The organism is Paenibacillus sp. IHB B 3415, from assembly GCF_000802655.2.
GTDB classification, from domain to species: domain Bacteria; phylum Bacillota; class Bacilli; order Paenibacillales; family Paenibacillaceae; genus Paenibacillus_AQ; species Paenibacillus_AQ phytohabitans.
Window position 1 is genome coordinate 68,783 of the sequence record NZ_JUEI01000013.1, and the last position, 24,220, is coordinate 93,002.

16 protein-coding genes are annotated in these 24,220 nt (G+C 48.6%); 15 read left to right on the plus strand and 1 reads right to left on the minus strand.

Annotated features, from left to right (window positions below):
* Nucleotides 1-41 precede the first annotated feature (41 nt).
* A complete protein-coding gene (locus QW71_RS07190) occupies nucleotides 42-761 on the minus strand; it encodes a Crp/Fnr family transcriptional regulator (protein ID WP_216626496.1) in 720 nt (239 codons plus the stop codon).
* Nucleotides 762-1,216: 455 nt separating this feature from the next.
* On the opposite strand from QW71_RS07190, the gene QW71_RS07195 reads away from it, so the two are divergent.
* The 15 genes from QW71_RS07195 (at nucleotide 1,217) to QW71_RS07265 (ending at nucleotide 24,201) form a co-directional block, all read left to right on the plus strand.
* Nucleotides 1,217-3,520: a glycoside hydrolase family 65 protein gene (locus QW71_RS07195; RefSeq protein WP_039295422.1), complete on the plus strand. Its 2,304-nt coding sequence runs from the start codon at nucleotides 1,217-1,219 to the stop codon at nucleotides 3,518-3,520.
* Complete coding sequence (locus QW71_RS07200; protein WP_047013665.1) at nucleotides 3,520-5,856, plus strand: glycosyl hydrolase family 65 protein; 2,337 nt, start codon at nucleotides 3,520-3,522, stop codon at nucleotides 5,854-5,856. Before QW71_RS07195 ends, QW71_RS07200 begins: the two co-directional genes overlap by 1 nt.
* A gap of 318 nt (nucleotides 5,857-6,174) precedes the next feature.
* Entirely contained in the window at nucleotides 6,175-6,804 is a 630-nt protein-coding gene (pgmB, locus tag QW71_RS07205) for a beta-phosphoglucomutase (RefSeq protein ID WP_039295424.1), read from the plus strand.
* Between the two features lie 79 nt (nucleotides 6,805-6,883).
* On the plus strand, nucleotides 6,884-7,684 hold the full coding sequence (locus QW71_RS07210; protein WP_039295535.1) for an alpha/beta hydrolase: 801 nt from the start codon (nucleotides 6,884-6,886) through the stop codon (nucleotides 7,682-7,684).
* Nucleotides 7,685-7,724: 40 nt separating this feature from the next.
* A complete protein-coding gene (locus QW71_RS07215) occupies nucleotides 7,725-8,234 on the plus strand; it encodes a GNAT family N-acetyltransferase (protein WP_039295426.1) in 510 nt (169 codons plus the stop codon).
* Between the two features lie 18 nt (nucleotides 8,235-8,252).
* On the plus strand, nucleotides 8,253-9,215 hold the full coding sequence (locus QW71_RS07220; protein WP_039295427.1) for an alpha/beta hydrolase: 963 nt from the start codon (nucleotides 8,253-8,255) through the stop codon (nucleotides 9,213-9,215).
* A gap of 164 nt (nucleotides 9,216-9,379) precedes the next feature.
* Complete coding sequence (locus QW71_RS07225) at nucleotides 9,380-11,173, plus strand: sensor histidine kinase (RefSeq protein WP_039295429.1); 1,794 nt, start codon at nucleotides 9,380-9,382, stop codon at nucleotides 11,171-11,173.
* A 13-nt stretch (nucleotides 11,174-11,186) separates the two neighbouring features.
* The gene (locus QW71_RS07230) at nucleotides 11,187-12,515 is read left to right on the plus strand and encodes a response regulator (RefSeq protein ID WP_039295431.1); all 1,329 of its coding nucleotides are present in this window, start codon (nucleotides 11,187-11,189) and stop codon (nucleotides 12,513-12,515) included.
* Between the two features lie 212 nt (nucleotides 12,516-12,727).
* Nucleotides 12,728-13,555 (plus strand): carbohydrate ABC transporter permease, encoded by an 828-nt coding sequence (locus tag QW71_RS07235; protein ID WP_152679708.1) that lies wholly within the window; start codon nucleotides 12,728-12,730, stop codon nucleotides 13,553-13,555.
* Nucleotide 13,556: 1 nt separating this feature from the next.
* Nucleotides 13,557-14,429: a carbohydrate ABC transporter permease gene (locus QW71_RS07240; RefSeq protein WP_039295433.1), complete on the plus strand. Its 873-nt coding sequence runs from the start codon at nucleotides 13,557-13,559 to the stop codon at nucleotides 14,427-14,429.
* Nucleotides 14,430-14,562: 133 nt separating this feature from the next.
* A complete protein-coding gene (locus tag QW71_RS07245) occupies nucleotides 14,563-16,029 on the plus strand; it encodes an ABC transporter substrate-binding protein (protein ID WP_039295435.1) in 1,467 nt (488 codons plus the stop codon).
* 442 nt (nucleotides 16,030-16,471) lie between these two features.
* Nucleotides 16,472-19,093, plus strand: coding sequence for a bifunctional acetaldehyde-CoA/alcohol dehydrogenase (gene adhE / locus QW71_RS07250; protein WP_039295437.1), 2,622 nt, complete (start codon nucleotides 16,472-16,474; stop codon nucleotides 19,091-19,093).
* Nucleotides 19,094-19,354: 261 nt separating this feature from the next.
* Nucleotides 19,355-21,616: a formate C-acetyltransferase gene (gene pflB, locus QW71_RS07255; RefSeq protein ID WP_039295439.1), complete on the plus strand. Its 2,262-nt coding sequence runs from the start codon at nucleotides 19,355-19,357 to the stop codon at nucleotides 21,614-21,616.
* 120 nt (nucleotides 21,617-21,736) lie between these two features.
* The gene (pflA, locus tag QW71_RS07260; RefSeq protein WP_039295441.1) at nucleotides 21,737-22,474 is read left to right on the plus strand and encodes a pyruvate formate-lyase-activating protein; all 738 of its coding nucleotides are present in this window, start codon (nucleotides 21,737-21,739) and stop codon (nucleotides 22,472-22,474) included.
* Between the two features lie 341 nt (nucleotides 22,475-22,815).
* Nucleotides 22,816-24,201, plus strand: coding sequence for an ABC transporter substrate-binding protein (locus QW71_RS07265; RefSeq protein ID WP_039295442.1), 1,386 nt, complete (start codon nucleotides 22,816-22,818; stop codon nucleotides 24,199-24,201).
* Nucleotides 24,202-24,220: the final 19 nt, after the last annotated feature.

The window sequence follows — 24,220 nt, forward strand, 5'->3', positions numbered from 1 at the left end:
TATGTTTCATTGAGGTGAATAGAGGGTATTATTATTAGGAATTAAATTCGGCAAATTTCATTAGGGCATAATTCACAGTGGCAGATGTCCTGAAGCATCGACAGATCCTTGATGACAATCATGCCGTTCTCATACTCTACAGCGTCTTTTTTACGCAGATCGCTCAGCATACGGTTAACACTTTCGCGGGTAGCGCCAATCATGTTGGACAGATCTGTATGCGTAATTTTTTTATTGATCAGAATGCTGTCGCCGGTCTTCTCTCCATAGGTGTTGCCCAGACGGATCAGCGTAGAGCAGAGTGCACCCGGTTTGCCGTACATCATCAGGTCGCGGAATTTCGTCTGCGTGAGACGGTGATGAATCCCCATCCATTTCATGAAGTCAATCGCGAAATCACAGTGCTGGCAGATCAGAATCTCCAGATCCTTCTGCTCGATGACGCCGACTTCACTTTCTTCAATTACTTCGGCAGTGAAGCTATGCTTCGTGCTGAAGAAGGGGTCTGCCTGACCAACCATGTCACCGGCCTGATACATATACAGGATTAGCTCCTTGCCTTCGTCAGTTGATTTGGTTAGTTTCACACGTCCACGTTTGATATAAAACAATTTATCCGAATAGTCGCCTTCCCAGAATAGGTGAGAGCCTTCAGGGACCATGCGCTCCTTCATTGTGACCAATAGCCGGTTAAAGTTCTGTTCGGAGAAACAGTTTGTATTGCCGCGGGCTTCGATAACATTATAATGTTCCTTTATCATAATCGACATCCCCTTTATTCCCTCAGTTTTTCAGTAAATTTTAAATTAATTATACATGTAAATTCCTCTTTATGGGTAAAAATTTTCGCGAAAAAGTGTCGAATTTTTTACATTGTGATAATTTTCACTTCATTTGTGTGAGATATGATATGTTTTCGCACCAAAAGTGGGGTCCATAACCTGTATTACAGGATATTATAGCAGCTGTCTCCTATTCTTGATAGATCCTGGGAGCTTGCGGCTTTTTTTGTTTTTACAGATAAAGCACTGAATTGTTTAAAATATTATACCCCACACTGCAGGATTTCCCCATTTCCGTAAAAATGCACATAACTCCGTTATAAGCAGACCTTGGTCCTGAAGGTGCTTAGAGATACTCTGGAACTGAACGTCCGTACCTCCGTGGACAACTGCGGGAAGGGCGGAACATTCCCCTAGAGAAGGAGAAATCAAATATGGCAAAAGTGGCGGACAAATATCTGAAGGTCGATCCGTGGGCGATTATAGAAGAGGGCTTTGATCCGGAGCGTAACCGGACCTCAGAATCGATTTTTTCACTGGGCAATGAGTATATGGGCGTGCGGGGGTATGCCGAAGAAGGGTACAGCGGAGATTCACTGCCTGGCAGCTACTTGAATGGGCTAAACGAGCAGATGGATGTCGGCAACCATTATAAGGGCATTATCCGGACACTCCGTTATATGGTGAATGCGGTGGACTGGCTGTATACCCGGATATCCGTTGATGGCTTACAGCTCGATCTGGCTCATAGCAAGGTTACGAATTACTCCCGAAGACTGGATTTCCGTACCGGGACATACCGGAGGGAATTCATCTGGCATCTGCCGGACGGCAAACAGCTGCAGATCAGCTTCACGCGCCTGGTAAGTATGACAATGTCTCACCTGGGTCTGCAGCAGATCACCTTTGAGCCGCTTAACTTCACGGGGTGTGTAGATATCTGTACTGGCCTTGATTTCAACATGATCCACGAAGAACACGGCCAGAGCATGTGGAAGCAGCTGCGCAGCGGAGACGAAGGGGCTGTTACAGCTATCCTGGGAAGTACGCTGACAACCGGGAACAAGCTGTTCTCCGGGTTTATACTTCAGTCCTCCCAGCCTTTAAATACAGAGCTTCTGGAGCGCGACCGGTTCATCGGACGGAAATTCTCGCTTGAACTGTCTCAAGGAGCGCCGGCTTCCTTCACCAAGCTCGTCGTGAATGCGGCGGACAACAAAGCCTTCCGTACGGCGGATAGCCTCTGGGCTGAAGGTATGGAGCTTGCAGCAGGGGTAAGCGGGCTGGAAGAGCAACAGGTGTTTGCTGACCAAGCCTCTTACTGGAGTGGTATCTGGGCAACCAGCGATATCACTATTGAAGGCGATCCCGAGAACCAGCAGGGAATCCGGTTCTGCATTTTCCAGCTGTATCAGACCTATCATGGAGATCATCCGGGCTATAATATCGGTGCCAAAGGGCTCACGGGTGAAGCATACCGCGGTCTGGCCTTCTGGGATACGGAATCCTACTGTCTGCCGTTCTATTTGTTCAATAATCCGAAGGCTGCCCGCAGCCTGCTGGAGTTCCGCTATAAGACACTGCCGGAAGCCATGCAGCGCGGGAAGGATGTGGATTGCGAAGGCGCTTTTTATCCCATTGCCACGATTGACGGGACTGAGAGCTGTGATCTGTGGCAGCACTCTAACCTTCAGCTGCATGTGGGAACAGCCGTTTCCTACGGCATCTGGCATTATGTGAAGAATACAGGTGACCGGGAATTCCTCTACAGCAAAGGTGCTGAGATGCTGATTCAGATCAGCCGCTTCTATGCGACCCGCGGCCAGTGGGGTCAGCGCAGCGGAGAATACGGTTATTTCGGCGTAATGGGACCTGACGAATTTCAGCTGATGGTCAACAACAACTGCTATATCAATCTGATGGCTAAGAAATTATTTGAATTCACGCTCGAAACCATTGCCGAGATGAAGGTGAAGACACCTGAAGCATATGCAGACGTTGTTGCCAAAACAGAGCTCCGCGAAGAGGAATTGGCCGATTGGGACAACAAACGCGAGCATATGAAGATTCTGCTGGATACAGAGAGTGGGGTGTATGAGGAGCATGACGGATTCTTTGATATGCCTCATATCGATATTCACTCGATTCCGGTGACCGAATTCCCGCTCTACTCGAATTGGTCGTATGACCGCCTGTACCGCTATGACATGATCAAGCAGCCGGATGTGCTGATGTTCATGTTCTTATATAACGGACAGTTCTCCAGAGAAGCCAAGCTTGCGAATTATGAATACTACGAATCCAGATGTATCCATGAATCCTCACTCTCGCCGTCCATTCATTCCATTCTGGCCAGTGAAGTCGGCAAACATGAGGAAGCTTATCATTTCTTCGAGTTCGCTACCCGGCTGGATCTGGATAACTACAATCGCAATACCAGAGAAGGATTGCATACAACTTCGATTGCAGCAGCCTGGATGAACATTGTGTACGGCTTCGGCGGCATGCGTTCTGATGGTGCCCGTCTGTCCTTCCAGCCTACACTGCCGCAGCGCTGGACCTCCTATAGCTTCCAGGTGAGGTATGAGGGCGTGCTGCTCGGAATTATTGTGAACAAAGATTCGGTCAGCTTCAGAGCGATAGAGGGTGGAAGCACTGAGGTTACTATTTATGGTCAGCCGGTTCTAGTGGATACTGCAGGTACGAGGCTTCCGCTCGGTGAAGGGATGATGGCATAATGAACTGGACCGTAAGCGAACGCAGCTTCGAACCTGGCAGGATTACGACCAATGGGAATAAATATATGACCGGTAACGGGTATATGGGCTTCCGGGGTGTGCTCGAGGAGTTCGGCAAGGAGCAGCTCACGGCTGTTACCTTGGCCGGGGTATACGACAGAGCGGGAGACAAATGGCGCGAGCCGGTGAATGCCCCGAACGGTATGTTCACTGTGATCAGCTGTGACGGGAAAGTGCTTAGCGTTCTGGAGACGGAGCCGCTGGCTCATATACAGAGCCTGGAACTCCGCGCAGCAGTTCACCGGCGGGAGACGGTGTTCAGTATCCGGGACGGCGGACAGGTGACCCTCACTGCTGAGCGGTTCGTCAGCATGGATCAGCTGCATGTGCTGGCCGGTAAATGGACAATTCATAGTACTGTGGATTGCCGGATAGAGATAAAGACAGGGATTGACGGTGCGGTCTGGGATATCAATGGCCCCCATCTGTTTGAGCAGCGGAATCAGCTGAAGGAGGGCGTGCTCCTGGCAACGGCTGTTACTGGTGAATTACAGCTGCCGGTGGCGGTTGCTGAGCAGACGGATTTCGCATTTGCAGAGCAGCTTATCCATGGGGGGGCAGCGCTCCGGACGGTTTCTTTTGACGCCAAGGCTGGAGAGACTTATGAATGGTACAAATATGTGGCCGTGTTCACCGGGCTGGACATGGAGGAGGAACCTGCTGAACAGGCGGTACGAACAGTCAAAGCTGCGGCTGCGGCAGGTTATGCAGAGCTGCTGGCAGCCCATTGCCGGAAATGGGAAGAGCGATGGTTAAGCAGCGATGTGGTGATCGAAGGAGATGATGATGCGCAGTTCGCTCTCCGGTACAGCATTTATCAGCTGCTGATTATTGCGCCAACGTTGTCTGAGAAAGTATCCATTCCTGCTCGCGGCCTATCCGGCCAAGTCTATAAAGGGGCTGTGTTCTGGGACACGGAAATGTTCATGCTGCCGTTCTTCCTGCATAGTGATCCCGGCATTGCCCGCAATCTGATGATGTACCGCATTCATACACTGGACGGTGCCCGCCGTAAGGCAGCTGAGTATGGGTATCTGGGTGCTTTTTATGCCTGGGAGAGCCAGGATTCGGGAGATGATGCCTGCACACTGTTCAATGTGAATGATGTGTTTACCGGACGGCCAATGCGGACCTATTTCCGGGATAAGCAAGTGCATATCAGCGCAGATGTCGTGCACGGGATCTGGCAGTATATCCAGTTCACCGGAGATGACAGTATGCTTGCCGATGGCGGCGCTGAGGTCATCTGGGAATGTGCGCGCTTCTTGTACTCGTATGCTTATTATAATCCGGTGAAGAAACGTTATGAGATTCTGGATGTTACCGGACCGGATGAATATCATGAGCGGGTCAACAATAATGCGTTCACCAATGCTCTTGTGCAGGAGACACTGGAAATTGCACTGCGGACAGCGGGTCTGCTGCAGGACAAATACCCTGCTGTGTATGCGGAGTTGGCAGGGCAGTTTGCTGAGGGGCCGTTCCTGGCTGAGTTCACAGATATGCTGGAGCATTTCTATGTTCCGCAGCCGGACCCGGACACCCTGGTTATTGAACAGTTCGACCGCTATCTGAAGCTGGAAGAGGTTACGCTGGCTGAGCTGAAGTCGCGGGTAATCAACAAAAATGAGTACTTAGGCGGAGGCAACGGGCTGGCTACCACCTCAAGAATACTGAAGCAGGCCGATGTCGTGCTGATGCTGAACCTGTTCAAGGGCAAATTCAGTAAGGAAGTGAAGCGGGCCAACTGGGAATTCTATGAGCCTCGAACCGAGCATGGTTCCAGCCTTAGTCCGTGCATCTACGCACTTGTCGCTGCCGATATCGGCTTGCCTGACTGGGGATATCCGTACTTTATGCGTACAGCCACTGTAGATCTCACCGGAGAATCGAAGCAGTATGTCGGCGATCTTTATATCGGCGGAACCCATCCGGCTGCGAACGGCGGCGCATGGATGGCAGCGGTGCTCGGCTTCGCAGGTCTGCAGTTTGATGGCGTGACCGCTGTGGTGAATCCGGCGCTGCCTAAGGAGTGGAACGCTGTGGAGCTGCCGGTTGTGCTGCGCGGAAGTAGCTTCCGGCTGCAGATCAGCCGGGAAGAGATCACCGTTACCGCAGCGCCGGACAACAGCGAAGCTGTAGCATTCGCCAGCTTCTGCGGCGAACCGGAGCTGTGCCGTCCGGGTATACAGCTGCGGCTGCGGGCCCAAGGTAAAGCGCAAGGGGCTGCAGAGGAGAATGCGGACTCCGGAGTCACGACAATTCGGCAACATTAGAATTAGATATGTAATTTAAGCTGGTAATTAAGACTTTTTAGACTCTTAAGTAAACACTGTACAGGCCTAATTGTTGTATGTACTGCAACTTGAAAACATAATAACTGCCCGTTCAGGCCGATTGTTGTATGAAATACAAGAATTATCCCGTTAAGTCGCTTGGTGGAGGATAAATGCTGCCTTTCATACAACAATCTTGTAATTATGGCCGATTTCATGAGGGGAATGTTGTATGCTGGGCAGGAATTAGATAATTTACCGGACCTTCACTACAAAATAATCAAGCAAACAAGAAGCGATAAGGAGGACATATAACAGATGCTGGAGCAAATGAAAGGTGCAATTTTTGATCTGGACGGCGTAATTGTAGATACGGCCAAATATCACTATCTTGCGTGGCGCTCGCTGGCAGAAGAGCTTGGATTCCAGTTCACGGTAGAGCATAATGAACGGCTCAAGGGTGTAAGCCGGATGAGATCACTGGATATCCTGCTGGAGATTGGCGGGCTGGAATTCAGTGAAGCGGAGAAGCTTGTCATGGCAGATAAGAAAAACCGCCTTTACATGGAATACATCTCCGTACTGGATGAATCGGAGCTGCTGCCTGGTGTCAAGGCATACCTCAGCGGTCTTAGAATGCGCGGTGTAGGGGTTGCCCTCGGTTCAGCCAGTAAGAATGCCGTATTTATACTGGATAAGCTGAATATTGCAGGGCTGTTCGATGCCGTTGTTGACGGCAATAAGGTATCCAGGGCAAAGCCGGACCCGGAAGTGTTTCAGACTGCATGCCGGGAACTGGGCCTGCAGCCGCAGGACTGCGTGGTATTCGAGGATGCCGAGGCCGGTGTAGCCGCCGGGAAAGCTGCGGGAATGCAGGTCGTTGGCATCGGGAAACGGGATGTGCTGAAGGAGGCAGATCTGGTAGTATCCGGATTGCATGAACTGTAAGACCTTGATAGAATTGCCTAGAGGAACTTATTTCCTCTATTACTTATTCTATTATAGAAGGAAAGCTTGAGGGATGAAGATGGAAACGTTATTGCTATGGCCTGAAGGTGCGCCTGGAGCGCTGGGAACCAGTGATGAGGACCGGCCCGCGATTACACCTTATCTAGTTGAAGGCAAGCAGAATGCCGCTGTTGTGATTTGTCCGGGAGGCGGCTATGCGATGCGTGCCGATCACGAGGGAGGGCCGGTTGCTGAATGGTTGAATACACTCGGGATTTCAGCGTTTGTGCTGCGCTACCGTGTTGCACCTTATAAATACCCGAGTGCGCTGCAGGATGCGCAAAGAGCACTGCGGACGATCCGCTTCCGGGCGGATGAATTCGGAATTGACCCGGACCGTCTCGGCATTCTGGGCTTCTCTGCCGGCGGACATCTGGCTTCGACGGCCGGGGTGTTATATGATCTGGGAAATCCCGATCATCCGGAGCCGCTGGAGAGGCTGTCAAGCCGTCCGGACCGCCTGATTCTGTGCTATCCGGTCATCTCGATGACCGAAGGGGTAACACATCAGGGCTCGAAGTCCAACCTGCTGGGGGATAGTCCCGGTGAGCAATTGACTCAGCGGCTAAGCAGCGAGCAGCAGGTGACTGCGGGGACTCCGCCAACGTTCCTCTGGCATACCTCGGATGACGCTTCCGTTCCGCTTGAGAACAGCCTGCTGTTCGCAGGAGCACTGAGCCGCCATCAAATTCCGTTCGATCTTCACATTTATGCACATGGCGTACATGGGATTGGGCTTGGCACCGAAGAACCGCATACCCGGACCTGGACAGATGCCTGCGCCTCCTGGCTGCAATTGAACGGTTACACCAGAGCATGAGCTTCTGCTGCTATGTCCGCGCCCAAAGGAGGTACATATAATGAAGCTTAGATTTTCACATGTGCATACAGCGGAAGAAACCGCTGAGGTTGCCCGATTGGCGGCAGAAATATGGCGCGAATATTATATCTCCATTATTACCGCCGAGCAGATCGATTATATGCTTGGAAAGTTCCAATCGGTTCCGGCGATTACGCATCAGATCCATCATCAGGGTTATGAATATTACTTAATCCATAACGGTGAAGGCTCCACAGCCGGTTATATGTCGGCCAGACAAGAGGAAGGAAAGCTCTTCTTGAGCAAGTTTTATATAGGCAAGGAGTACAGGGGGCGCAGCTATGCCAGCCAGGCGTTGGCCTTCCTGGAGAATCTGTGCCAAGACAGAAACCTGACTCATATTTGGCTAACGGTCAATCGTGATAATGAATCCAGTATTGCAGTCTATAAGAGAAAAGGCTTTCGGACCCTAAGGGAACAAATTGCGGATATCGGGAATGGATTCGTCATGGATGATTTTATTATGGAAAAAGAAATTCCGGTCCCCTGAGAGAGGAACGGTATATTTATGAACAAGGATTCTTCCTATAATCAATCGGTGACCTATTGGAAACAATATCAAAAGTTTTTCCCTGATGACATGCAGATCAATGAAAATCACTTACCCACAGAAGAGTGGATGACATGGAACAATGCTCATATTCACCTGGATCGTATGCCTGTTCCTGATGCACAATTGAAAATTATTTTCATTCATGGAGCTGGCGGCAATGGCAGGTTGTTGGCTCCTTATGCACGAATGCTGCAAACCTACGGTTATGAAGTAGTGTCGCCGGATCTGCCGCCTTATGGTCTAAGCTATACCGATTCAGCGGAATCATTGGATTATCAGCTCTGGATTGACATCCTTAATGAATTGATCGAACAGGAGCTGAAACGGGACGGCAAGCCTATCATTCTGCTGGGCTCCAGTATTGGAGGCATGTTAGCTTATCACACTGCTGTACAAAGTAAACGGGTCAAAGGGTTAATTGCAACAACATTTGTGGATACGAGTGATTCAAAAGTTCGTGATCAGTTAGCTCCTAACAAACTCATTAGCCGGTTAGGGGGATGGTGTATGAATCAATTCCCTTCCCTATTAGACTCCTTGCAGATCTCTGTGAATAAAGTATCCCGGATGAAATGGATCACGAACAACGCTGAACTGACCAGACTCATTATGAATGATTGCCTTGCGGCAGGCACATCTATTCCCTTACGCTTACTAAGAACGTTCTTAAATATGAAACCTGTGATTAAACCTGAGAACTTTGAGGTTTGCCCGGTATTGCTCGTTCATCCTCAATTAGACCCTATGACTCCTTACCGCTTCAGTAAACCGTTTTACGATAATCTCAAAAGCAGAAAAGAGTATGTGATTTTAGAGGGCGCGGGTCATTTTCCGATTGAACAACGGGGGCTGGAGCAGATGATTGTTGCTGTGCTTGCTTTTTTGAGAACGATAGAGAACGAACTCGAGAGAGAATAATTGTGATAAAAACCAGTCTGGCACGGTAGCTTCGTGTTATGGCTGGTTTTTGTTTAAATATAATAATGGTGAAACTCCATACAAATGAACATAAAGAACTTTGAAATAAACCTATGTAAGCGTTTGTAGGTTTGTTATATTATTGAAACTGGAGGTGTATCCAGATGTTGTCGATGCTTATTAAACCCATCGTGAAGCTGAACGTCAAGCAGCAGCTGATTCTGCTGTTCCTGATTATGATCTCGCCCATCCTGATTCTGAACAGCTACGGCAACTATAAGGCGGAAGAGATTCTCAAGCGCCATGTGACCAATGCCTATGTGGAGCTGAACAAGCAGAATTTCGCCATCATTAACAGAGATATTGATACGGTTAACAAAATTACGACGACCGTCATCCAGAATCCGATCCTGCAGCAGCTGAATATGAGCGGGGATGATCCGGTGCTTGAACGCGTCGAACGGTACGAAACCATTGAGAAGCTACTGGGCAGCTACTCCCAGGGAGCCGAGCGGGGCGACGGGATCTATTACTCGCTGTATGTGTATGACCCGGATAACTATTACTTTTTCGCTCCCAATTTCCCGCAGGTGAAGAAGGCGGGGGTTTATTTTTTCTCCAAGGGTGAAATGCCTTATTGGTTCGAGCAGGTGGTGCAGCAGAAGGGCCACGGTTATCTGATGTTCACCGAGAAGCTGAGCCCGCAGGCCGAGGATCTGAAGACGCTCACTTATGTCAGGGCAGTTAATAATATCTATAGAGGTGTAGGCACGATCGGCGTGCTGGTCGTGACCAAGATGGAATCGAAGATCGGAGAGTCGCTGAAATCCATCTCCCTGCCGGACGGGGAAATTTATCTGACCGACATGAGTAACCGTGTGCTTGCCTCTACTACGAATTCAACGGGGGAAGTTATTGCTCTGCCTGAGGGTTCTGAAGCCGGTGACCCGGAGGGGACTGAGGATATCATCACGGATGACTTCATATATGTAGTCAACAACAATCACGCCTTCGAGCAGAAGCTGGTGTATAAGGTTCCGGTCAAGGCGCTGCTGCAGCAGCAGAACGAAATGAAACGTGTCATTCAATACATAACCGTTGCTTACGCGCTGTTTGGGCTGATCATTATCACGTATTTTTGGCGTTCACTGATGACTCCTTTGCAGAAGCTGGCTTTTTTTGTGCGCAAGTATGAGCCGGGCAACCGCGTTCCCGAGACTCCCCGGAGAGGCAGCAACGATGAGGTCAGTGTGCTGATTGCTTCCACCTATGATATGGCCCGCAGGCTCAACAGCCTGATCATGTACAAATACCAGATGGAGATCAAGCAGAAGGAATCCCAGCTGCAGCTGCTCTATCAGCAGATCAATCCGCATTTACTGTACAACACCCTGGAGAGTATTTATTGGAAAAGCTCGCTGGAGGGCAATCTGGAATCCGCCGAAATGATCAAGGAATTATCCAAGCTGATGAAGATCAGCTTAAGCCGGGGCCGGGAGCTGATCACGCTCGAAGAGGAGCTGGAGCACGCCAGTGCCTACATCAAGCTGCAGCAGCACCGGTATGACTATGTGTTCGCCGTCATCTGGAACATTGCCCCTGAAACCAAAAGCAATCTGATTCCCAAGATCACCCTGCAGCCGTTAATCGAAAATGCCATTATTCACGGGGTCAAAAATATGGATGAGGACGGCGAAATCATCATCACCTCCGTTCTGCAGAATGACAGGATTCTGATTACCATTGAGGATAACGGCTATAAGCAGGTCGATTACAAGGCAATTGACCATGTACTGAATGATGACAGCCTGAGCCCGGTCGGCGGCTACGGCATACGCAATATCAATCAGCGGGTGCATTTGCATTTCGGCCCGGATTACGGCATCAGCTATGGGCCGCGAGCCGGCGGAGGAACCGTGGTGACAGTGACGCTTCCGAAATCAGAGACTATAGAGTAGAGGAGAGAACAAGGTGTTCAATATACTGGTTGTTGATGATGAGCCGCTTATTTGTAAAGGGCTAAGCAGTCTGCTGGCCGCTTCAGGCCTTGATATTGACCATATTTATACCGCGAACAGCGGATTTGAGGCACTGGATTGTATCCGGATGGAAGAGATTGATCTGCTCGTTACGGATATTCAGATGGGAGCGATGAGCGGCATCGAACTGATGCAGCATGCCAAAATGGCCAAACCATGGGTGCAGACGATCGTAATCTCTGCGCATGAGACCTTTCAGTATGCCCAGATGGCCGTCCGGCTGGGAGCTAAGGATTATCTGATCAAGCCGCTGAACAGTGAGCAATTCCTTGATTCGGTGCGCAGTGTAGTCCTCAAGATGGATAAGCCGTCACCGGAGCTGGCCACCTACATGGACGGGATTAGTGAAAGCTTCCGCCTGGAGGAGCCTCTCCCGGAGTACAGCGAACTGCTGAATACGCTGCTTGCCGAAACCGCTTCAGTGCTGGGGAAGGAGGAAGAGCTGCGTAAGCTGGATGAGCTGAAGCTGCAGGGGCCGTTTTTTGCCGTCATCAAAATCAAGCTCCCCTTGCCGGAAGAACGGCGTGAGCAGAAATATACTTCCCGGGACCGCAGTCTGCTGCGTTATGCCGCCCTGAACATTGCCAAGGAGCTGCTCGATCAGGAGTGGAATTCTACAGCCTTCTATTCACCGGACCAGGAGATTACAGTGATTATCCAGTGGGATGAGAGGAGCTACGAGGAATCGGCAACCGGTCAGGTAGGACGGCTTGATGTGCTCGGGCGCAGTCTGCATTTCAATATCCACCGCTATCTGCATCTGAATGCTGTAATCGGCATCAGCCAGATTCTCAAAGGAATCAGCTTCATGGATGTGCTGAACCGCCAGGCCTCGAAGGCCATTCTATGGAACAAAGAGCATGCTGACCACTATGTGTTCTACTATGGCGATTTCAACTGGAACAACTATGCCGCTGATCCGTCACCCGAGGAGCTGCATACGCACAGCAATCTGATTGTGCAGAAGGCCAAGGAGTATATTGACGGGAATTACGCCCAGAAGGGCTTAACGATCCATGAGGTTGCCAAGAAGAACCATGTCAGCCCCAACTATCTGAGTTACCTGTTCAAGAAAAATACAGGCCATAACCTGTGGGAATATGTGATCAAGCTGCGGATGGAGGACAGCCGGGAGATGATTCTGAATACCGATCTGCGCCGGTATGAGATTGCTGAGCGGGTGGGGTATGAGTCGCCGGAGCATTTCAGCAAGATTTTCAAAAAATACTACGGAATCAGCCCCAGTGAACTGAAGAAGTAAGAACGCTTACGATTGCCATAGATATAGACATGTTCAGCCTCCCCCTCATTTTCTACAATTAAGGTAGGAAGCACTTTGCGAAAGTGCTGAAAGACGAAAGGAATGAGGGAGCCAGAATGAACCAGTCTGCTGCGTTACATGATCACCTGCCAGCGGAGCTCGAGAGCAAGCCGTACAAACAGAACCGCTGGAAAAAGAATTTTTGGGGCTTTATGTTCCTCGTCCCCGCGATCATCATCTTCATTATGTTTATGTGGGTGCCCATTTTCAAAGGATTCCTGTACAGCTTCTACACGGTGGATTTCGTCAAAGGAAATACATTCGTAGGCATGGACAATTATGCCAGAGCGCTTACGGACCCGGATGTGCTGACCGCTGTGAAAAACACGCTTTACTACATGCTGCTCTGCCTTGTGATCGGCTTCTGGGTACCGATTGCTTTTGCGATTGCGATCTCCGAGCTGAGAAAATTCGGCGGATTCGTACGCGTAGCGGCGTATTTGCCTTATGTAATGCCTGCGGTTGTCTTGTACGGACTATGGAGATGGCTGTATGATCCCGTCGGACCGATTAATGCCCTGATTGGCAGCACGGGGGCAGATCAGATCGCTTTCCTGACGGATACCAGGTGGTCGATGATCTCGCTTGTCTTCATGGAGACCTGGCAGCAGTTCGGCTCGGGGATGCTGATCTATCTCGCTGCGGTGCTCAGTATTCCCCGGGACTGGTATGAGGCTGCTGAGATTGATGGAGCCGGAGTCTGGGCCCGCATCCGCCATATTACCCTGCCATCGCTGCGCAATCTGATTCTGCTCATGCTGATTCTGCAGATCATTGCTACCTCTCAAGGCTACCAGTCGCAGATGGCCCTTCTTGACGGAGGACCGAACAATGCTACGCTGACCTATGCGCTGCTCATTGTGAAATATGCTTTTACAAGACTGGATTATGGTACGGCGACTGCGCTGGGGATGCTGATGTTTGTAATTCTGGGCGGTTTGGGCATTTTACAGTTCAAGCTTAACAAGGAGGACAACTAGGATGAAGAGCGCAGACAGAGGGATTCTCTCCGAACATGATCTTAAGAAGACCGGCAACAAAATCGTATACGGAATCATGGTGTTTTTCATTCTTTTAATGATTTTCAGCATGCTGTATCCTATATTGATGACCATGTTCAACGGACTTAAGTCCAACGTGGAGGTTAACTCATTCCCGCCGCATTTTTTTCCGCAGGAGTGGCATTTCAGCAACCTTAAGGATGCGCTGGATTATATCAATCTGCCGATGTTCCTGCGGAACACGCTGTACATCTTTGTCGGGAACATGGTAGCTACCCTGGTTATACTGGGCCTGGCGTCCTTCAGCATCTCACGGATGAATGTGCCTTACCGCAAGGCCTTCTACTTCTTCTTCCTGATGACGCTGTTTATTCCGGCCACGAGCTATATGATCCCGAACTTTGTCAATCTCAAGGAACTCGGGCTGCTGAACCAGTATGCGGCTTTCTGGCTGCCGGCTGGTGCGAATACCTTCTTCTTCCTGCTGCTTAAGAACTTCTTCGACGGGATTCATCCGGAGATTCTTGAAGCCGCACGGATTGACGGGGCCTCGGAGCCGAGAAGCTTCTTCACCATTGCCGTTCCGCTGTCGATTCCGATTTTTGCGACACTGGCAATCTTTATCTTCTCCACAGCCTGGAACGACTGGTTCTGGCCGTCGCTAGTCATGCACAGTGAGGATAAGTACACACTCGCCACAGCGATCTACAAATACGTTATTAATGTAAAAGCACTGAATACGAACATCAAATTTGCCATTCTGTTCCTTGTGTCTTTACCGCCGATCCTGGTCTTCCTGATCTTCCAGAAGTTCATTATGCGCGGTGTTTCGTTGTCGGCTGTTAAAGGGTGATCAGAATTATGCTGCAGGAGGATATGGATCGTAAACCTGCACATGAAAGGAATATAAATACACCTCGTTTGTAAACGGTTTCTCTTTTATGATGAATTTGTAAGCTAATTATGAATTGAAAAGGGGAGTTTCAATGCGTAAATTTTCCAGCGTATTAGCATGTCTCCTGGTGACGGGAACGTTATTGTCCGCTTGCGGCGGCAATAATAACGGGAACAAACCGGCGGCAAATGGAGGAGAGGCGACACCTGCACCAGCAGCTACTAATGCAGCAGAGGAGACAGTGGCTCCGACAGAAGCACCGGTAGATGATATCACCCAGAGAAAAGTAACGATCAAAATTCACTATCCTACCCCTGACCTTACCGAGGTAAGAGCACAGGAGGATGACAAGATCAAGCGGTTCCAGGAGGTCTATCCGAATGTAGAGATTGTGAAGGATGACTGGCAGTACAATGTAAGCGAAATCGGTGTGAAGATGGCGGCGAATGAAGCTCCTACCTTCTTCAACACCTATGCGACTGAAGCGAAATTCCTGGTCGAGAAGGGCTGGGTCGCTGATGTTACGGATCTGTGGAACAACTATGAATTCAAGGATCAGATTAACCCTGTCCTGCAGAACCAGTTCATTATTGACGGCAAAGTGTATGGCGTAACGCAAAAGGGTTATGTCACCACAACGATGATCAATAAAAAGATGCTGGATGAAAAAGGTGTAGCCGTCCCTCCAATGGACTGGACCTGGGATGATATGCTGAATACCGCCAAAGGGGTAGCGGATACCAAGAAGGGGATCTCCGGTATTGCTCCAATGGGTAAAGGCAACGAAGCAGGCTGGAACTGGACCAACTTCCTGTTCGAAGCAGGCGGTGAAATCCAGAAGATTGAAGGCGGCAAGGTTGTAGCTACATTCAATTCGGATGCCGGTGTGAAGGCGCTGGATTTCTATAAGAAGCTGAGATGGGAAGCCAAAGCTGTTCCTCAGGACTGGGCGCTTGGATGGGGCGATGCTGTAGGCGCGTTCCAGCAGGGACGTACTGCTATGGTAATGGCCGGATCTGACGGTGTTATCGAGCAGGCGCTCAACCAGGGCGGACTCAAACCTGAAGATGTACTTACTTACCCGATGCCAGCTGCTGAAAAAGGCGGCAAGCATACCGGTGTACTCGGCGGTGACTATCTGGTTATCAATCCGAACGCCAGCAAAGACGAGCAGGAAATGGCCTTCCGCTATATTACTTTCGATTACTTCTCTGACAAAGGCCTTGAAGCTCTTGACGCGATTATCAGCCAGCGCAAAACGGACGGCAAATACTACATCCCGCCGCTCCTTGATTACTACGCTGCGGATTCCGACTTCGGCAAGAAGACCAAAGCTGTCTATGACAAGTACGACATCGTTTATCAATACAGCCCGGAAATTATGGCGCTGCTGGATGGTAAGCCTGAAGCACAATACAATACTCAGGATTACTACGCAACTATGTCCAATGTAATCCAGGAGCTATTCTCCAAGGATGGTACAGATTCCAAGGCCCAGCTCGACGCTGCAGCCAAAACTGTACAAGAGAAATTCTTCGATACTATCAAAGTGGAATAGTCACTTGCAGAATGAGTCGTTACGATGCTTGGTAGAGGATTTATAACGCTAAGGCAGGAGACCCGGTCTCCTGCCTTTTTGCTTGTCGTGATTTATATTTATACTTCTATGTAAGAGAATGCGGCCGGTGAGCAGTGTTGACGAAGATTAGAAAGAACATCAGATAGCACCGTTATTCTGGAAAAAAACAAGGCTGAAGAGCTGGATTCATGAAAAGCAGGGGAGGCTAGAGGGCTGACGTTCGCAAAATGGACAAATTTCAGCGATTTATCACACAACAAATGGAAAATAGACTAGAATATGATTGAATGAAAGCGCTTTGAAAACAAATCAAAAAAAACTTTATACTTTGTGAAAGATTTCACTATACAAGGTGAAAAGGATATGATAAGATAAATGTGTAGAGAAAAACAACCTAAAAATTGACAGGAGGACGAGGGAGATGGCAGTTAAAAACGAAGTCGCCGCCCAAGTGAAACAAACCACCGCTGAAGAATATATTCAGACTTTGGTGGATAAAGCAAAGAAAGCTCATGAAGCGTTCATGGGACTGGATCAAGAGCAAACTAACACAATCGTTCATGCAATGGCGTTGGCCGGACTCGACAAACATATGTACCTGGCTAAGCTGGCCGTTGAAGAAACAGGACGCGGTGTCTATGAAGACAAAATTACGAAGAACATCTTCTCAACTGAATATATCTGGCACGGAATTAAGTACGACAAGACAGTAGGCGTTATTGAGGATAACGCTTATGACAGCTTCCAGAAGATTGCTGAACCTGTCGGAATCATTATGGGTATCACACCGGTAACCAACCCAACATCCACCACGATGTTTAAAGCTTTGATTTCCGCTAAGACACGTAACCCTATTATATTCGGATTCCATCCTTCTGCGCAAGAGTGTAGTGCTGCAGCCGCAAAAATTCTACATGATGCAGGTGTGAAGGCTGGCGCTCCTGAGAACTTCATCCAATGGATCGAACTTCCGACCATGGACAAAACAAACGCACTGATGAACAATCCTGACGTTGCACTGATTCTGGCAACCGGCGGATCGGCAATGGTTAAAGCGGCTTACAGCTGCGGCAAACCGGCACTCGGCGTAGGTCCTGGTAACGTTCCTGCTTTCATTGAGAAGAGTGCTGACATTGATCAGGCAGTAACAGACATCATCCTTTCCAAAACATTCGATAATGGTATGATCTGTGCTTCCGAGCAAGCGGTTATCATTGAAGAAGCGATTTTTGACCAAGTGAAGAAGAAAATGATTGCGAACGGCTGCTACTTCGTAAACAAAGAAGAAGCTGCCAAGCTGACAAGCGGCGCAATGAATGTTGAAAAATGTGCGGTTAACCCGGCCATCGTCGGCCAATCCGCTGTGAAGATCGCTGAAATGTGCGGAATTCAGGTTCCTGCCGGCACGAAGATCCTGGTAGCTGAACTTGAAGGCGTAGGTACTAAATATCCGCTGTCCGCTGAGAAGCTGAGCCCGGTTCTGGCTTGCTACAAAGTGAAGAACGCAGACCAGGGTATCGAACGCGCAGCTGAAATCGTTGAATTTGGCGGCATGGGCCACAGCTCGGCTATCCACTCGAACAACGAAGAAGTAATCATGAAGTTCTCCAACCGTCTGCAAACCGGACGTATTCTCGTCAACTCGCCATCCACACACGGCGCAATCGGCGATCTCTACAATACTAATATCCCTTCCCTGACACTGGGCTGCGGATCTTATGGACGCAACTCTGTATCGCAAAACGTGACTGCAATCAATCTGATCAACGTGAAAAGGGTGAACCGTCGTACCGTGAATATGCAATGGTTTAAAGTACCTGACAAGATTTACTTCGAAAAGGGATCCACACAGTACCTGGCCAAAATGCCTGATATCACTCGTGTAGCAATTATCACTGACCCTATGATGGTTAAACTGGGCTATGTGGAAAGAGTTGAGCATTATCTGCGTCAACGCCAGACTCCGGTAGCGATCGAAGTGTTCTCGGAAGTTGAGCCGGATCCATCGACAACTACTGTAGAAAAAGGCGCTGCAATGATGAATAGATTCCAGCCGGACTGCATCATCGCACTCGGCGGCGGTTCCCCAATGGATGCTGCAAAAGGAATGTGGTTGTTCTACGAACACCCGGATGCAGACTTCAACGGCCTGAAACAGAAGTTCATGGATATCCGCAAACGGGTATACAAATTCCCTAAGCTCGGCAACAAAGCGAAATTCGTTGCGATTCCAACAACTTCCGGTACGGGTTCCGAAGTAACATCGTTCGCAGTAATTACTGATAAGACAACTGGCAATAATACTAAGTATCCGCTTGCTGATTATGAGCTGACTCCAGACGTAGCTATTATTGATCCTGAGTTTGTATACAGCTTGCCGAAAACTGCTGTTGCCGATACAGGTATGGATGTATTGACACATGCAATTGAAGCTTATGTATCTGTAATGGCTAGTGACTATTCCGACGGTTTGGCAATCAAAGCCATTCAACTGGTATTCCAGTGGCTGGAGAAATCCGCACTGCAAGGCGACAAGCTTGCCCGCGAAAAAATGCACAACGCTTCGACACTTGCCGGTATGGCATTTGCTAATGCATTCCTGGGTATCAACCACAGCTTGGCGCACAAATGGGGCGGACAGTATCACACAGCACATGGCCGTACCAATGCTATCCTGATGCCGCATGTTATCCGTTACAATGCTAAGAAACCTACGAAGTTCGCTGCGTTCCCTAAATATTCGCACTTTGTAGCTGACGAACGGTATGCTGAAATCGCCCGCATTCTAGGATTGCCTGCACGCACTACCGAAGAAGGCGTAACCAGCCTGATCAATGCAATCCGCGACATGAACAAAAAACTCGGCATCGAAGAATCCTTCTCGGCTCTCGGCTTTGATCCTAAGGACTTCGAATCCCGTGTAGATTACCTGGCTGACCGTGCATTTGAAGACCAATGTACAACTGCCAACCCAAAAATGCCGCTGGTATCTGAGCTTGCTGATGTATACCGCAACGCATTCTACGGAAGATTCGACAACTAATCTAAGATTGCCTGGCAAAGAATAAGGTTAAAGGTTAATATGGAACTGGATGGAAGTGACAAATATCACCGAAAGAGTGATATTTGTCACAGTCCTTTTTCAGAAAATAAACTAAAATGTTTATATAAACAACGATCCCAGTTATGAAGCCGCGATTGTGAATTTTATAACAACCAATAGCTATGGGATCACGAGACACGGGATTAACCTTCAAGCCCGCGATCTCTACAAATATACTAAATATAAATGGAGGGATTTAGCATGTCGGTGATTGAAAGAGAAGTACAAGAGGTTAAGTCGGGTTGGAGAAGTTTTACTAAGGGTACATGGGCTAAGAAAGTTGACGTTAATAACTTTATTGCCAAGAACATCAAGCCGTATGAAGGAAATGAAGAATTCCTGGTAGGTCCTACCAGCAACACCACTGAACTGTGGAAGATTATCTCCCAGCTTAGCAAGGAAGAAAGAGAAAGAGGCGGCGTATGGGATGTATCCCTCGATACTGTCTCCACTATCACTTCCCACAATCCAGGCTACATCGACAAGGACAAGGAACAAATTGTCGGCGTTCAGACTGATGCTCCTTTCAGACGTTCCATTCAACCGTTCGGCGGTATCAAAATGATGATCGACGCTACTAAAGCTTATGGCTTCGAGCTTCCGCAAAATATCGTTGACATGTTCACGAACATCCGCAAAACGCATAACCAAGGCGTATTTGATGCATATACACCAGACATGAGAGCTGTGCGTAAATCCGGCGTAATTACAGGTCTTCCTGATGCTTATGGCCGCGGACGTATCATCGGCGACTATCGCCGTATTGCTCTGTATGGTATTGATTTCCTGATTAAAGACAAGAAGCAACAATTGACTGAGCTTGAAGTGGATTCCATGACAGAAGAAGTAATTCGTCTGCGTGAAGAGCTGTCCGAGCAAATGCGTGCTCTGGGCGAACTGAAACAAATGGCTGCTGCTCATGGTCTTGATATCTCCAAACCAGCTAATAACTTCAAAGAAGCTACTCAATGGGTATACTTCGGTTATCTGGCTGCAGTTAAAGAGCAGAACGGTGCCGCAATGTCCCTCGGACGCGTATCCTCTTTCCTTGATATCTATGTACAACGTGATTTCGAAGAAGGTACTCTTACTGAAGAGCAAGCACAAGAAATCGTTGACCATTTCGTAATGAAACTGCGTATCGTGAAATTCCTGCGTACGCCTGACTATAATGATCTGTTCTCCGGCGACCCTACTTGGGTAACTGAATCCATCGGTGGTATGGCTGAAGACGGAACAACACGCGTAACCAAGAACAGCTTCCGTTTCCTGCATACCCTGTACAACCTGGGACCTGCACCAGAACCAAACCTGACTGTACTGTGGTCCGAAAAGCTGCCTGAAGGCTTCAAAAAATATTGTGCTAAGGTTTCTATCGAAACCAGTGCGATCCAATATGAGAACGATGATGTAATGCGTCCATATTGGGGTGAAGATTACGCGATTGCCTGCTGCGTATCCCCAATGCGTATCGGTAAACAAATGCAGTTCTTCGGTGCCCGTGCCAACCTGGCAAAAGCCCTGCTGTATGCAATCAACGGTGGTAAGGATGAAAAATCCGGCGCTCAGGTAGGTCCTGAATATCCGGCGATCACTTCCGAATACCTTGATTACGACGAAGTAATGAAACGTTTCAAACCGATGATGGAATGGCTGGCTAAGACTTATGTCAACACGCTGAACATCATTCACTACATGCATGACAAATATTCCTACGAACGTATCGAAATGGCGCTGCATGACCGCGACATTCTGCGTACTATGGCTTGCGGTATTGCCGGTCTGTCCGTTGCTGCCGACTCCCTGAGCGCAATTAAATACGCTAAGGTTAAACCGATCCGCAACGAAGAAGGTATTGCTATCGACTTCGAAACTGAAGGTGAATTCCCTTGCTACGGTAACAACGACGACGCTGTTGACAACATCGCGGTTGAACTGGTTGAAACCTTCATGAGCATGATCCGTAAAAACAAAACTTACCGTGATGCTGTACCAACTCAATCGGTATTGACTATCACTTCGAACGTTGTTTATGGTAAGAAGACTGGTACTACTCCTGATGGACGTAAAAAAGGCGAACCGTTCGCACCTGGTGCTAACCCAATGCACGGACGCGACAAGAAGGGTGCACTTGCTTCCCTGAACTCTGTTGCTAAACTGCCTTACTCCGATGCACAGGATGGTATCTCCAACACATTCTCGATCGTTCCTAAGGCTCTGGGTAAAGACGAAGAATCCCGTAAGTCCAACCTGGTATTCATGATGGACGGATACTTCCACAACAACGCTCAGCACTTGAACGTTAACGTATTTAACCGTGAGCAGCTGATTGATGCAATGGATCACCCTGAGAACTACCCACAATTGACCATTCGCGTATCCGGCTATGCTGTTAACTTCATCAAGCTGACCCGCGAACAACAGTTGGATGTTATCAACCGTACATTCCACGATTCCATGTAAGAATTGTTCTTGCAGATCAAGAATTAAAATAAATCAAAGAGCTGCCGCCCTTGCAAGAGGGCGGTACACTCTTGTTTAAAAGTAATTAAAATTTTAAGCTTTTTGAAAGGATGACATCTCATGCTTAAAGGACATATCCACTCCTTAGAAACTTTTGGAACGGTGGATGGCCCGGGTATCCGCTTCGTGCTTTTTATGCAGGGCTGCCTACTTAAGTGTCAGTATTGCCACAACCCGGATACCTGGGGATTGAATGAAGGCAAGGAAATGACCGTTGAAGAAGTGCTGGCGGAAATTGAACCTTACCTGAATTATTATAAAACTTCCGGTGGCGGTCTTACCGTATCTGGCGGAGAACCTACGCTGCAGGCGCATTTCGTCAAACAGCTGTTCACCGAAGTGAAGAAACGCTGGAATTTGCATACTACGCTTGATACTAACGGCTATAATGATGGTTCGAAAATCAGCGACTTGCTGGATGTTACCGATCTTGTACTACTGGATCTGAAGCACATCGATGATGAAGCTCATATTAAGCTGACTGGCAAATCCAATGACCGTACCTTAAAGCTTGCCCGCTGGTTGTCAGATAATAACCGTAAAATGTGGATTCGCCACGTATACGTTCCCGGCATTCATAATAAGGAAGAGGATCTGCAGAATCTCGGCCGGTTCATTGGCACGCTTAATGGAGTAGAGAAGTTCGAAATCCTGCCTTATCATGTAATGGGGATTTATAAATGGAAAGAGCTTGGCCGTCCCTACGAGCTTGAAGGGGTGGAGTCACCGGATGAAGAAGAAGTGCAGCGTGCATACCGGCTGATTGAAGAGGGCCGTAAACAGTCTGCTCTGGTATAAATTCATACACGATATTATGAAGAAAGCGAAGCTTCCAGTTTGAGGAGTTTCGCTTTTTTGATGTACGGTGAAGTGAGTTCAACATACATAGTAAAGTGTGAAATTGATGAAAATGCAATTTGTATGTATAAGTAATCTGACGCAAGAATATAGAAAGACACCTCTTTACAAGTTGATGTGTAATGAAATATAACTCAATAATGTCACTAAACACAACTGAATTCGCTTACATTAGAGTATTTTATCCCTATTGTAGATGAATCTTAACCTTACGATTACAATCAGGGTTTTCTATAATAAGAGTTGTAAGGGAAACCATTAAATAGGGAGGGTCACCCGTAATGAGAAAAAGCTTAACTATGCTGTTGTCCCTGATGTTCGTTACCTCAGCGCTGCTGACAGGTTGTGGAGGCAACAATAACAATGCTGCTGCAACGGAAGAACCGGCTGCAACCAATGCTGCCGCAACCGAAGAACCGGTTAGTGCTGAACCTTTTGAAATGACGGTCCGTCATACTCAGGTAGGTGCAGATAAACAGAAACGCCTGGCGATCCTGGAGGATGTAGTCGGCAAGGTACAGGAAGAAGTACCGGGACTGACCTTCAAGCTGGATGGAGTCGATTCGGATGTGAACCGTAAAGAGAAGCTGCGCGGGGAAATGGCGGCCGGTAATCCGCCGGAGATCTTCGACCTGTTCGGCAGTCCTGATTCCAAGATCTATGCCAAAGAAGGTAAGCTGCTCGATCTGACCCCGATCCTCGATGAACTAGGCATTAAAGACAAATTCTCCAATCTGGATCCATTTACTTACGAAGGAAAAATCTACGGCCTGCCAATCGGCGGCTCAGGTGAAGGGTTCTTCTACAATAAAGAATACTATGACAGCAAGAGCTGGAAGGCTCCGGCCACCTTCGCTGAGCTGGAACAGCAGCTGGCTGATATCAAGGCTGACGGCAAAGTGCCGCTTGCCGGTGCTTCCAAGGCTGGCTGGGTACCGCTAATGCTCGCCAACCATCTCTGGTCACGTTATGCCGGACCTGATGTTACAGCGAAGTTCGCTACGGGCGAAGCTAAATGGAATGATCCGAATGTAGTCAAAGGCTTTGCGAAATACAAGGAATGGGTAGACAAAGGCTACTTCAAAAAAGGCGAACTCGGCTTCGAGTATGCTGAATATACAACCCAGTTCACCAGCGGTGAAGCGATCCTGATGTATGACGGCACATGGAAGTCCTCTGTATTCAAAGCCGGACAATCCGGTGAAGGTCTGATCGGTAAAGTCGGATTCTTCAATATTCCGGCGGTAGACGGCGGAGTGGGGGATCAGACGGCACTCATGCGTGATGTGAACAACGGCTATGGCTTCTCGGCTTCTGCAGGTGAAGATGAACGTCAACTCGCAGCAGTGAAATCATTCATTAAGAATATGTTCAATGAAGAAATGCAGCTGCGCGGTCTGGTGGAAGACGGCGTACTGCCGGCTATGAAGATTGATCAGGCGGTACTGACTGAGAATATCACCGATGATCTGATGAGTGAGATTGTAGCAGTACTCAACAGCTCCCAGTCCTCCTTCCCGGCATTTGACTCTCTGGTGCAGGCAGATGTGACTACCGAGATCAGTAATATCCAGATTCAAAGCCTGATTGGCGGACAGACCACTCCTGAGAAGATGGGCGATGCGCTGCAGAAGATTCAGGAAGAAGCGAACGCAGCAGTAGAATAAGAGGCGGTAAATTGAATGT